At 40.7% G+C, this 12,054-nt stretch carries 11 protein-coding genes, 1 pseudogene and 1 riboswitch; of the genes and pseudogenes, 5 read left to right on the top strand and 7 right to left on the bottom strand.

The window, feature by feature from the left end:
* Nucleotides 1-114: 114 nt before the first annotated feature.
* The 3 genes from AAC037_RS08735 to AAC037_RS08745 are packed head-to-tail and all read right to left on the bottom strand — an operon-like array spanning nucleotide 115 to nucleotide 3,303.
* Nucleotides 115-1,131, bottom strand: a complete 1,017-nt coding sequence (locus AAC037_RS08735; RefSeq protein WP_339902625.1) for an ABC transporter ATP-binding protein — start codon at nucleotides 1,129-1,131, stop codon at nucleotides 115-117.
* An 11-nt stretch (nucleotides 1,132-1,142) separates the two neighbouring features.
* A complete protein-coding gene (locus AAC037_RS08740) occupies nucleotides 1,143-2,126 on the bottom strand; it encodes an iron ABC transporter permease (RefSeq protein ID WP_339902626.1) in 984 nt (327 codons plus the stop codon).
* A 43-nt stretch (nucleotides 2,127-2,169) separates the two neighbouring features.
* The gene (locus AAC037_RS08745; protein WP_339902627.1) at nucleotides 2,170-3,303 is read right to left on the bottom strand and encodes an ABC transporter substrate-binding protein; all 1,134 of its coding nucleotides are present in this window, start codon (nucleotides 3,301-3,303) and stop codon (nucleotides 2,170-2,172) included.
* Nucleotides 3,304-3,407: 104 nt separating this feature from the next.
* Nucleotides 3,408-3,621, top strand: a riboswitch (cobalamin riboswitch).
* Between the two features lie 186 nt (nucleotides 3,622-3,807).
* Between AAC037_RS08745 and AAC037_RS08750 the strand changes: the two genes are divergently transcribed.
* On the top strand, nucleotides 3,808-5,694 hold the full coding sequence (locus AAC037_RS08750) for a TonB-dependent receptor (RefSeq protein ID WP_339902628.1): 1,887 nt from the start codon (nucleotides 3,808-3,810) through the stop codon (nucleotides 5,692-5,694).
* Complete coding sequence (locus AAC037_RS08755) at nucleotides 5,691-6,734, top strand: DUF5074 domain-containing protein (RefSeq protein WP_339902629.1); 1,044 nt, start codon at nucleotides 5,691-5,693, stop codon at nucleotides 6,732-6,734. The genes AAC037_RS08750 and AAC037_RS08755 overlap by 4 nt, the downstream gene beginning before the upstream one ends.
* 357 nt (nucleotides 6,735-7,091) lie before the next feature.
* Here the strand turns inward: AAC037_RS08755 and AAC037_RS08760 are convergent, their stop codons facing one another.
* From AAC037_RS08760 to ruvC, 4 genes are all read right to left on the bottom strand, one after another.
* Nucleotides 7,092-7,688 (bottom strand): hypothetical protein, encoded by a 597-nt coding sequence (locus tag AAC037_RS08760; protein WP_339902630.1) that lies wholly within the window; start codon nucleotides 7,686-7,688, stop codon nucleotides 7,092-7,094.
* A gap of 3 nt (nucleotides 7,689-7,691) precedes the next feature.
* On the bottom strand, nucleotides 7,692-8,966 hold the full coding sequence (locus tag AAC037_RS08765) for a hypothetical protein (RefSeq protein ID WP_339902631.1): 1,275 nt from the start codon (nucleotides 8,964-8,966) through the stop codon (nucleotides 7,692-7,694).
* 137 nt (nucleotides 8,967-9,103) lie between these two features.
* On the bottom strand, nucleotides 9,104-9,520 hold the full coding sequence (locus tag AAC037_RS08770) for a nucleotidyltransferase substrate binding protein (RefSeq protein ID WP_339902632.1): 417 nt from the start codon (nucleotides 9,518-9,520) through the stop codon (nucleotides 9,104-9,106).
* A gap of 71 nt (nucleotides 9,521-9,591) precedes the next feature.
* Entirely contained in the window at nucleotides 9,592-10,167 is a 576-nt protein-coding gene (gene ruvC / locus AAC037_RS08775; protein WP_339902633.1) for a crossover junction endodeoxyribonuclease RuvC, read from the bottom strand.
* 2 nt (nucleotides 10,168-10,169) lie between these two features.
* Here ruvC and AAC037_RS08780 point away from each other — a divergent pair, with 2 nt between their 5' ends.
* The 3 genes and pseudogenes from AAC037_RS08780 to AAC037_RS08790 form a co-directional block, all read left to right on the top strand.
* Nucleotides 10,170-11,324, top strand: a complete 1,155-nt coding sequence (locus AAC037_RS08780; RefSeq protein ID WP_339902634.1) for a glycosyltransferase — start codon at nucleotides 10,170-10,172, stop codon at nucleotides 11,322-11,324.
* A gap of 43 nt (nucleotides 11,325-11,367) precedes the next feature.
* Nucleotides 11,368-11,619 carry a hypothetical protein gene (locus tag AAC037_RS08785; protein WP_339902635.1) on the top strand — a complete coding sequence of 84 codons (252 nt, stop codon included), beginning with the start codon at nucleotides 11,368-11,370 and terminating at the stop codon, nucleotides 11,617-11,619.
* Nucleotides 11,620-11,621: 2 nt separating this feature from the next.
* Nucleotides 11,622-12,054 (top strand): annotated as a pseudogene (locus AAC037_RS08790) (siderophore-interacting protein); the annotation flags it as partial.

Here is a 12,054-nt window from a genome sequence, read left to right on the forward strand (position 1 = left end):
AGATTGTGGTTTGTTAGATTGATCTACTTTGTAAATTCAAAATTTTAATTTATAATTGTTTGATTATCAATATAATAATTTATCAAAATAATGAATAAAAAATTTTGTGATTTTTTATAATGTTCCTTTCTTGAAAAATCTAATCATCGCTGAAATACTCGAAAAACTGGTTGATTTTTGCGCTTTATAGACTATTATCTCCAAGGGATTGTCTGTGGTAATTATTTTTTCGGGCATTGGTAGGTCAATATTTTTCCGTAGTGCATTTCTTACCCAATGCCGCACATGTTTGGGGCCGGTTATTTCCGGTAACACACTTGGGTTCTTTAACCTGATTTTACCATTATTCGCATCAATTTCCCATTTATTTCCGGGCAATAATTTTTGAATCTGACCTTCTAGCATTAAATCCTCAGGGCTTCCTGAAACCAAAGGTTCCTGATGACTCATAATCCATAATTGGTCAGCTGTTTCCATGGCTACTTCCAGGTCATGGGTAACCACCAGAATAGCTTTATCGGCTTCTTTTGCCAGTTTTTTTAGCAAATACATGATTTCAAATCGATTCGTAAGGTCCAAATGTGCCGTAGGTTCGTCCAGAATTAAAATACCACTGTCTTGCGCCAAGGCCCTGGCAATCATGGCTGTTTGCCTTTGTCCATCACTCAGTTCAGCCAATTTCTTACCTGAAATCAAATCAAGATGAGTCATTTTAAGTACTCGGTCCACGATATCATTGTCTGTTTTGCTCAAATGCCCCAACCAACCAGTATGCGGCGTACGGCCCAAGGCGACGAGTTCTCGAACCGTCATAAGACCGGAACGAATTTTTTCAGTTAAAACCACTGCAATGGTTTTTGCTCGATCCTGATCATCAAGCAGTCCAATTTCCTTTTCACCCATGAGTATAGTTCCTTTTAATGGGAGATTTTGGTTCAGGATTGCTTTCAGTAAGGTAGATTTTCCAACTCCATTGGGCCCCATCATACAGGTTAATTCTCCACCAAACAGATCAAAAGAAACATTGGCTGCTACCGTGTTGATTTGCCTATCCTTTTCATAACCAAGCACCAGATTTCTGGCTTGAATACAAGGCTTCGCTTGTCTATGGTTATCTAGGTTGGTTTCCATTGCTTGAATAATTAAAATGCCTCACTAAAGTTTCTTTTCATGATCAGCCAGATGATTAAAGGGGCCCCGAAAGCCGTGGTAACCGCATTGATCGGAAGGCTTGTTGCAAATCCCGGCAACTGGGCAATGGTATCACAAGCCAACAGAACCAATATGCCCAAGATGGCGGTGGCTGGAAATAATATTCTGTGGTCGTTGGTTTTAAATAATAACCTGGCCAAATGTGGTACAGCTATACCGATAAAGGCAATGGGCCCACAGAATGCTGTTATTCCGCCGGTTAGTATACCGGTGCTGACGATCATGATCCACCGTAATTTTTCGAAATTTATTCCCATGCTTTTGGCATAGGCTTCCCCTAAGAGCATGGCATTGTATGACTTTACGGAAAATAGAACCAATGATAAACCAAAGACTACGGCTCCGGTTAAAATCCCCAATTCATTCCACCCTGTATTCCCCAGATTGCCCATGGACCAAAGTGTAAACATTTTGAGTTCTTCAGCGGCGCTGAAATAGGACAAAAGAGTTACCACAGAGGAGGCAGCACTGCCAAACATCAAGCCGACAATTAACAAGGTCATGCTGTCTTTTACCTTCCAGGCTGCCAACCCCATCAAAACTAAAACTCCGATGGCCCCTGCACTTGATGCGACAATGACTGCCCAATAGTTGGGACTGCCTGATAATATTTGCCAGCCAAAAGCGGTTCCGGCCATTGACAAGATGGCCACTCCCAAGCCGGCACCCGAACTGATTCCTAAAACAAAGGGGCCTGCAAGTGGATTTCTGAAGAAGGTTTGCATTTGTAAACCACTTACTGATAGCCCTATTCCTGCTAAAATTGCTGTTAAAGATTTTGGAATCCGATAATCTATCACGATAATTTCCCAACTTTCTCTGGGAAAAGAGAACCCGGCTAGTCTTTCCAATAGCGAGACAAGCGGAATCGCAATGGATCCAAGGCTTAGGTTTAATAGCCAAAGTAAGCCCATTAAAACCAAACAGCATATAAACTTAACACGGTGGGTCATGGGCCTAGTCCTCTAATTTTTGGAAATACCTAAACTGATGCTCATCTGCCTTTTCAGGATGAAGAATTTTGATCATGTCCAAAAGTACCAAATCAGGCCGTAAATAACCTTCTTCAAAATACCGATACCCCCCTGTTTCTCCTCTTCCCAAAGTATAAGTGAATACTTTTTTCTTTTTATACGCTTCAAAATCACTGTATTTAGGGTTTTGATCAACCATACTGCCTAAAGAAGTATGGTCAGCTGCTCCAATCCAATAGGCTGCCTGTCCTGCCTGATCTAGGACAAATTCATAATTTAGTGTCAAACTCCCCCTTCCTTCTATTTGGTCGAATAGGTATTGGCCCGCAGCATCCCCTATGATTTTAGCTGCCCAACTGTCTTTGGCCGGTGCATACCAAATGTCTTTGTACATAGAGCCTGAAAGTACGGAAGGTTTGTCTTGTGAAGGTATCTGGCTTACCCGTTCTAGTGCATTTTGGTAATTGTCGGCGATTTCAGTGTAAATTACCTCCGCTTTCTCCATTTTCCCCAACAATACACCGGTAATTTTGATCCACTCAGCCCTTCCCAATGGATGCTTCTCTTGGTACTCCTTATTTATTAGCACCGGTATTTTGGCGGATTTTAATCGGTTTTCCATTTGGGAGGTCTCACCAAACCCTGATACCATAACCCAGTCGGGCTGTAAGTCGATGATCTTTTCTAAATCCCAAGCCGGTCCTTTACCCAGATCAATTATTTTGTTATCATTGATGCTTTTTCTGACTTTCTCTGAAGTGATCAGATCGAGGTCAGGGAAAGCCATAAGGTTTTCTGCAGCATCCAGGTAATCCAAATGAGCAACCTGCGGAGTGGCCGATAATATGATTTTATGGCTTCCAGCTACAATTTTTCCATCGATAGAGAGTTCAGAAAGTTCGATGCTTTCTTGCTTATCCTGCACCAAAAAACGTTGGTTTTCATTATCCTGTTGAATAATTTCAATGATATAATAATTTTCTCCACGAAAAAGCGAAAAACCTTCGGCATAGTGTAAAGGAACTTCTTTCAATGCATCCAAACTACCTCTTTGATCGGATTGCCTGCATGATGAAATGATTAGTAGGACAAAAATTAATAAACGGATAGCAGCCATTTTTTCGTAAAAAAGGATAAATAAGATTTAATTTTCAGGTCAAAGTAAATCATTGCTAAGACCATTTCCAATAACTTAATTTTTTCAAATAGAGTTTTTAACGTATGTTTGTGCCGATTTATGGTTCCCGATCCTCAACCAGGCGCTCGGGATTAATAGGGAATTCGGTGAAAGTCCGAAACTGTCCCCGCAACTGTAACCCAGTCTTTACTACAATAAAGAAAATGGAAATCCATCCTTTGCCATTGTCCTATTTGGGATGAGAAGGCGGATTTACCTTGGGAAGTCAGGAGACCTGCCATTAAAATCTTGTCATTCGTAGCTTTCGGGAGAAAGGCTGAGAAGAAAATTTTAGCTGCTTTCAATATTTTAATTGATTGAACATTGGTAACCAGGTCAGATGCTTTTTGGTGAAGGTCCAGGCTTGCTTACCTGTTAATATTCTCTATTCTCCTCTTTTTCCGGAATGTATGAAAACATGGATCATTAATTATAAGAAAGAGGATGTCATTAATTGCTTGTTTGGTTTTTATTTTTGCAGGTTGGCAGAGCGAACCGGATTCCTCAATTGTGTCTCCTCAAGATACGCTGGTACTTTCTCAGGTGGAAGTCCATGCTGCTGCCTTGAGGAAGTATGCTTTTGGCCAGTATGTTAGGACACTCGATAAAGGCAAGTTAGCGCATTTGTCGGGATATTCATTGGGGGAGGTTTTACAGCAGGAAACAGGCTTGTTTTTAAGACAATACGGACCGGGAATGATCGCTTCTCTAAGCATGCGAGGTACCTCAGCGGGACACAACGCTTTGTTTTGGAATGGATTGCCGGTAAACAGCCCTTCCCTTGGACAAGCAGATTATTCAATATTTCCGGTGGGAGGATTTGACGCGGTGAATATACATTACGGGAGTTCCGGGGCTTTATATGGTACAGACGCCATCGGGGGATCCGTTCATTTGTCCTCAGATCTAAAATTCAATACCGGAAATGAACTAAAGATCGGCACACTATTAGGGAGTTTTGGCCGATGGCATCAGCAGGTAAGTTATCGGCAAGGGAATGAGAAATTGGCTTTCAAAACCAACCTTTACCGAATTTACACTGCTAACAATTTCACCTATAAAGATTATGCGAGTCCCGGTACACCGGAAAAACGTCAAGATCATGCCAGGGTTTCTCAAATTGGTTTGGTACAGAATTTTGCTTATAGAATTAACACCGCACAAACACTGAAAGCCAACCTATGGGTCAACTCCAATAACCGACAAATCCAGCCCCTGCTTGGTTCATCAACCAATGATGTACAGGAGGATCGAAGTATTAGGGCCATAATAGATTATACCCATTCCGGTGAAAATCTTACCTGGACTGCCAGCACCGGGATTTCCAATGATGTGATGGTATTCAATTCCGATAGGAATGAAACCCGTTTATTTTTACTAGGTACCTCCTTGGATTACGCTTTCTCTCAGAAATGGCAGTCCCTTGCAGGTATTCGTTTTTCACATATTAAAGGGCAATTAGCCACCTATAATCGACAGGAACAGCGAATAGAATTATACCAAGCTACCAATTTCAGACCAAGTCAAAATCTTGGGATTTCGATGCAGCTCAGGCAACTTATTCATGATAGTGAAGCTGTTCCTTTTACTCCTTCACTAGGCGTGGAATGGACTTTCTTTGAATCAACTGAATGGAATTGGCAACTAATAAGCAACCTGTCGAGAAGTTTTAAAATACCCACATTGAACGATAGGTTCTGGGTACCCGGTGGAAATCCCAATTTAAAACCCGAGAAAAGCCTCAGCAAAGAGATAGGGCTAACAGCTAAGGCCAATTTATCGGCCTTTAGTATTGAAAATAGGCTTACCTATTTTCATATGAATGTAGATGACTGGATTCTTTGGCTGCCACACAGTACTTATTGGCAAGCCGAAAATGTGCGTAATGTAGTCAACCAAGGCTTGGAGTATTTCTTCAAAGGAGGGTTTTTGCAAGGGGAAAATCTTTGGACCATACATGTGGACTATGGCTTAAATAGTGCAGTCAATCAGTCTGGCGATGTAGGGAATGCGCTTAGTCAAGGTAAGCAGCTTCCATATGTGCCCAAGCATAAAATACGTACGCAAGGCAACCTTCAAAGTGGTCCTTACAAATTTTACATTCAAAACCAATGGACCGGTGAGCGCTATGTGACCACCGACAATCAAACGCAGTTAGCCGCCTACAGCTTGTGGGATACCGGAATCACTTATGCTTTTGACTGGAAAAGCAAACTTAAAGGGAATCTCGGATTCCATACCAATAATATTTTCAATGTGGATTATCAGGTACTTCGCCTCCGGTCCATGCCTGGAAGAAATATTCAATTTAATTTAAATATAGTATTATGAGAAAAATGCAGTTAGTCTGTAAGTTGTTTTTATTTGCCCTGTTGGTATCATGTGGAACTGATCCGGTTGAAATACCTCAAGGGGCCTATGAAAATGGTGTGCTAATCATTAATGAAGGTGCTTTTGGTGCCAATGATGGTGAAGTTTTCCATTTTGATAAAAATACTGCCGAGCTTGAAGCCAATGTTTTTGAAAATGTAAACGGAAGACCTTTTGCAGGATTGCTGCAGGATATGATTAGCTATGAGGACTTTACCTACCTAGTGGCCAATACGGGTAAAGTGGAGGTCGTGCAATCTGCAGATTTTATTTCAATAGGAGCGGTTAATAATGACTTGGTAAATAGCCGAAGCATGGTCAAAGCTGATGGTAAATTGTACATTAGTGATTGGGGACCCTATGACGCAAGCTGGAACAATACCGAATCATTTGTGGCAGTGGTGGAAGATATCACAGGAGGAAATATCGCTTATAAAATACCCACACCATCAAGGCCTGAGGGCATTACTTTTATAGGGGACAGAATATTGGTGGCCTGCCAAATGGGAGCTATTGCTGTGATTGAAGTTGGAGATGATGAAGTGGAGAAAACGATAGCTGTAACAGGAACCCCGTTTTTCTTTTTTGAATATCAAGGCAGCAACTATCTCTATGCCAAGGATAGTGAGAAAATCTACCTGCACAAGTTAAATGTAGCCACTTTTGAAGTGGAGGAAAGCCTTGAGTTTTCTGTGGACAACAGCATCTACAATGGCAACTTTTCTGTGAGTAACAGTGGTGAATTATTTGTAATTAGCAACCAAGCTACAGAAGATGTGGTGGTAAAACTTTCCCTCACCACAGGATCAGTTGAAAATGAGAATTTTTATTCAGGCAGCAACTTCTATGGCTTGGGCTATGATGACAACACGCAAACTTTGTATATAGGTGAACACAATGGATGGCAGGGCAATGGCTCTGTGATGCGTGTAAATGCTCAGGGAGAACTTATTGATGAGGTAAGTGTAGGAAGAGGACCAAGTGGATTTTATTTCCCTTGATTGATTCAATTACCATATTGATTTCTGAAAGCTAGGGTTAGCTACCAGATACAATGAATAACGAAACCACTTATCATCAGATTGTATAGTGGTTTCGCTTTTTTTAGCCGCAGCTGAGGGTAACCAAATTTCGGCGGCAGGTTAGAGTCAATTTCCGGCGGCTGAGCGAGATTAAATACTGACGGCTGATCGGGATCAAATGCCGGCGGCTGAGCGGAGCCGAAGCCAAAGGATAACGCACAGGTATACCTACTCCTTCGACTCCACTCGGGAACCGGTTAAGGTGCTGTCATTAAGAATTATTAGTAGATCAAATACTAAACTTCCAACTGATTTTAATAGTAAAAAAATAACCTATTAAAACCAATACCCAATCCTATAGACGAGATTATTGAAGGTCACCTTATCTTCCTCATAATAACTCCAATCTTCCATTCGTTTTCTGTCAGGAGATAACCTTGCAGGATTACCGATATAAAAGTAACTGATTTGTTGCTTCAAGGAGACGCTTACTGTCCAGAAATTGGCTTTTTTGGTTTTGTACCTAAAGCCTAAAGATCCTTGAGCTATTCTGCCTCCTTTTCGCCAATGGTGCTGATCCCATTCGTTAATTTCCACTTTCTCTAAAAGGGCAGAACCATAACCTAGATCTACACCTCCATATACCTGCCATCTGTTTTGTGGGTTTAACACTCCTCTCCAGCCTAATGCCAAAGGAAGGACGGAATAGTTACCGTATTGGTCTAAACCCGTCACAAAACCTAGATGATGTTTCCGATGAATTTGCAGTCCATTGAAAGTCTGAAAGGTGAAATTGGTGCGTGGGCCAAAGTTGTCAGTACCGGTAAGCAGACCTATTTCCGTATGGTTAACAAAAGATAAGTCTTGCCCTTTGCTGATCAAAGGGCAAGACCAAATGAATGCTATAAAGAAAAGTACATACAGGTTTTTCATTGATCAGTTGGCCACATTGATACAGCTAAGTTCTTTCAGTTGCTCCGGATTGGTGTAATCAAATTGACAAACGCCATCCGGGCCAATTACAATCAGGGATTTGGGGCCTGGGATGATGTCTGTAAAAACATAGTTTTTCAGGTGTTCAATCAGGTTGTTGCCAATCTCTTTTACATCTGCCACATTAAAACTTTTTAAGCCTTGGTCTCCCTCAGCAAGGTAGAGGTAGTCCCCGGAAAGTCCAAGTCCATGGGGGTTGTCCATGGGGTAAGATTGAATAAGAGTGGGGGCATTCAGGTCTTTGATATCCAGCACATGGAGTTCATTGGCGCCATTTCTGCAGATGGCAGCACTTCTTAAGGTAACAAAGGCATAATCATCGTTTACCACCACCGGGTCGCAGGAAGTGATGTGTGAATATACAGCCATTTCCTTTGGTTCAGCAGGGTTGCTTGCATCATAGATGTGCATACCGGTCATAGATCCGATAAAGAGGTTGCCTTTGAAAGGAAAAATTGTTTCTATACCCCAGCCTAAATCAATGTCACTTAGGTATTTGGGATCCATGGGAGATTCTACATTAAATACCCGCATGCTGTATTCGTCTACCGTATAAAGGTGGCCTCCCAATAAGGTAAACCTTGCCATGGAGCCTCCTTGTCCATAGCTTTGACCTCCATCGGATTTGGCATAAGCTGCGGTTTCAAGCATCACCATATCGGTTCTAAAGGTAGGTCTTCCCCAGCTGTTCCATCGCATATTGGATTCAGTGGAGGTAATCAGCGTATCTTTGTAGGTGACGATCGTTCCTGTTTCTTCATTAGAATAGAGATTGGGGAATACGTCTTTTTCTCTTTTTACTAATTGAATATTTTCAGGGTTGGAGATATCAAAGGCCAATAAATCTACGTAATTGTCGGCATATAAAATGCTTTCATTGATGGCCATGTCACCTGTTCCAGGAATATTGATGAAATTTAGATTTTGAGGATTTCCGGGGTCAGTATTATCCAATAGGTGTATGCCTTTACCGGGTTCTGAAATAAAAAGATAATCTCCATAAATATAAATTTTCCCAGGCTGATCGAGAGGAATTCCCGGTTCAATGATAATGTCAGCTTCTCTAAAAGAATTTACTTCAATAAATACCGGCACCTGAGTTTGATAGGTATAGGTCGTTTCTATTTGGTCTTCACAGGAGGGAAGTACCATTACAAGCATAAAGGAGAGCATAAGCTGCGCTCCGAGAATAAATCGAGGGTGTAAATTTGTTTTCATGGCATGTCAGGAATAAGGTCAAAGAATAGCATTAGCATTGTTTGTGCTAATTTTCCCTGTCAAGACGGAATAAATTGTTAGAATGCTACACCATTTGAAAAATAAAATAAAAAAAGCCTGAGGATGCTTTAAATTCCTCAAGTATCTAGCTTTTTACTCATATTCCTTTCAAAGGATTCAAGAAAACCCAGGTAATTTTCGACAATGTTTTCGGAGAGTGAGCCCAGATAATCTCCCGGATAGAGCGGATTGTATTTAATTCTATGGATAATCATGTCCAACCAGCCTTGCCCGTCATCAATCAGGTCTGCATGAAAAGCTTCCACAGTAATGTCCCTTGATCCTGAGAAAGGGGCTTTGCCTTGGTTTCTAAAATAGGCAGCGATGGTTTCAAGAGCCGCATCATGGGTCTTTTCAAAACTTACAATCAATTTTGACCGGACCTCATCATTCATTCCGTGACTTTTTCCCTCAAGAATCAAATCTTGTAGTTCATTGAGCTGATTGGTAAATTCAGCAAAACAGTTTTCGCAGTCCAGCACTGGTTTTCTCATGGGTGTATTGAATTAGTTCTTTACCAATTTATCAAATATGAGCTACAATTCTAAAAATTTTTAACAAATCTTTATTTTTTAATTCGGTCCGGATTTTCATTGATGAATGACTTCCATCCACCACTCCTTCCTTTAGTTTGAATCCTTCCATCATGAAAATGATGACACAAAGCCACTGCCAGGGCATCGGTTGCATCCAGTAATTTGGGTATCTCGTCAAAGTTCAATAAGGATTTAAGCATTTCAGCCACCTGTTCTTTGGAAGCATTTCCATTACCGGTGACCGACTGTTTTACTTTTTTGGGAGAGTATTCTGTGATAGAGACTTCCTTGGCAAGGGCTGCTGCCATGGCTACCCCTTGCGCCCTGCCTAGTTTAAGCATGGACTGCACATTTTGGCCATAAAAGGGTGCTTCCAATGCCATAGAATCAGGTCCGTGGGTATCGATAATATAACTGATTTTATCAAATATTTTTTTGAGTTTTAAGGCATGGTCACTGTACTTTTTCAAGTGAATTACTCCAAACTCCATGACAGTGTATGTATTTCCTTTAACCAATATTAGGCCGTATCCCATTACAGAGGTGCCGGGGTCTATTCCTAAAATGATTTTTTCCTTTATAGGATTTTTTACAATTTTAATCATCGGTGCAATTTACCACAAATCCTCAAATGCTCCATGAAATGCTTGCCTTAGGAATCTGCTATTTTTTATTTGCTGTTGGCTATACTTGGGGATTATACCATTTAGGCAAAACATGGGAGCCGGAGACAAGCGACTTGACCCAAAGCTTGCCAAGTTCTGCTGACTGTTGCATTTTGGTGCCTTTCAGAAATGAGGAACGAAACCTTGCAGCACTACTTCCAAATTTAATGGATTCCTTACCTTTTGCCACTAAGGTTGTTTTTATAGATGATCATAGTGAAGACGGGGGAGAGGCATTAATCCGGAACTTTATCCAAGCTTATGACATTCAAAATTGGTTTGTAGTACCAAGTATAGGGCTGGGGAAAAAAGCAGCCCTCAATACGGGGGTTGAGGCAAGCCATTCAGAAATTATTCTTACAATAGATGCAGATATAAGCTTGTCAAAAGGCTGGTTAAAAAGCATGTTGGCCCCTTTTAACAAAGCGAATATTCAATTGGTGGCCGGTCCTGTTATGACGCATTCGGCAAACGGTATTTTCTATAAATTCCAGCAAATAGAGTGGGCAAGCCTGTTATTGATAAGTAATTATTTTTTTAAAAAAGGACATCCGCTTATGTGTAGCGGGGCTAATTTGGCTTTTCGAACAAGTGCATTTGAAGAAGTGGCCGGTTATACAGGCAATTTTCATATTCATTCAGGTGACGATGAATTTTTATTAAAAAAGATGAATAAAAAGTATGGGGCTGATACCTTGGTTTACCTGAATGGTCCTTCAGTCCTAGTCCAAACGCAACCTATGACAACTCCGGGAGATTGGATTCGGCAACGAAGCAGGTGGGCAAGCAAGTGGAATGCACATGGAGAAAAGGGCCATCCGTTTACAGCTGTCTTATTGGCTATTTTTTGTTTGATTGTGTTGTCAAGTATTCCTTTGGTTTTTTTTTCATGGAAACTTACCTGTACATTAATTTTTGTATGGAGCTTGAAATTTATAGCGGAAAAGGCGGTTTTGGGAAAAGTTTTGAAACTTTACGGTCTTAAATTTTCAAATAAAAATTGGTTCTTGGCAGGTTGGATTTACCCTTTGATGGTATTGGCGACTTTGCCTTATGCTATTTTAGGAAAATATATCTGGAAAGGAAGGAAAAACTAATGAATCCCTTATTTTTGTCATTGGACTTAATGGCCACACGACAATGACTAATGATGAATTTGACCTTTTAGACGAATTGTATTTTCTTCAGTCTTTTCAATACTTGAAATCTAGTTTAGGCTGGGAGGATGAAAGACTGTTAAAGAATTTGGAGGTTTTGCTGAAAAAGGCCTGGGTAAGGTGTTATGAATCTCCTGAAAATGAGATTTTTGAAGCACTGCCTCTAACGGAAAAAGCCAAGAATTATTATTTCCTTGCCACCAAGGAAGATCTACTCAAACACAATACCTTATAATTATGACTGGGGAGACCATCAAATACCAAAGGAAAGAACTGGAATTAAAAGCATTGCTGGAGATCACCCAAGCCATCAATGAAAACAAAAATGAGCGTGTTCTTTTAAATATATTCAAATTCACCTGTCTGGTTCATTTGAATATTAAATCCATGGTGCTGTATGTATACAACCAACAGGAACAATTTTTCCTTCGAAGAATTTCTCACCAGGTGAAAGAAAAGCTTCCTGAGGAAATTCAGAAGGGCGATGTTCAGGAAAACAAGGAATTAGGAAAATTGAGCCTTTCTCTTTCCGGGGAGTATTCATTTGCTGAAGTAAATATTTATGTGCCCGTTTATCACAAAGATAAAATGTTGGCCATTCTCTTCTTAAGTACAAAAGATGAAGATGCGGGTCTGGATCTCTCCGAGATCGGCATCGAAGCCTATCCAG

This window comes from uncultured Cyclobacterium sp., from assembly GCF_963976465.1.
In the GTDB taxonomy this organism is placed as follows: Bacteria; Bacteroidota; Bacteroidia; order Cytophagales; family Cyclobacteriaceae; genus Cyclobacterium.

Coding starts and splice junctions, on each gene's coding strand:
- AAC037_RS08745 (WP_339902627.1), bottom strand. CDS start 3,303: ATGGCTGCTATCCGTTTATTAATTTTTGTCCTACTAATCATTTCATCA.
- AAC037_RS08785 (WP_339902635.1), top strand. CDS start 11,368: ATGACTAATGATGAATTTGACCTTTTAGACGAATTGTATTTTCTTCAG.
- AAC037_RS08755 (WP_339902629.1), top strand. CDS start 5,691: ATGAGAAAAATGCAGTTAGTCTGTAAGTTGTTTTTATTTGCCCTGTTG.
- AAC037_RS08770 (WP_339902632.1), bottom strand. CDS start 9,520: ATGAGAAAACCAGTGCTGGACTGCGAAAACTGTTTTGCTGAATTTACC.
- AAC037_RS08740 (WP_339902626.1), bottom strand. CDS start 2,126: ATGGGCTTACTTTGGCTATTAAACCTAAGCCTTGGATCCATTGCGATT.
- AAC037_RS08760 (WP_339902630.1), bottom strand. CDS start 7,688: ATGAAAAACCTGTATGTACTTTTCTTTATAGCATTCATTTGGTCTTGC.
- ruvC (WP_339902633.1), bottom strand. CDS start 10,167: ATGATTAAAATTGTAAAAAATCCTATAAAGGAAAAAATCATTTTAGGA.
- AAC037_RS08765 (WP_339902631.1), bottom strand. CDS start 8,966: ATGAAAACAAATTTACACCCTCGATTTATTCTCGGAGCGCAGCTTATG.
- AAC037_RS08735 (WP_339902625.1), bottom strand. CDS start 1,131: ATGGAAACCAACCTAGATAACCATAGACAAGCGAAGCCTTGTATTCAA.
- AAC037_RS08750 (WP_339902628.1), top strand. CDS start 3,808: ATGTCATTAATTGCTTGTTTGGTTTTTATTTTTGCAGGTTGGCAGAGC.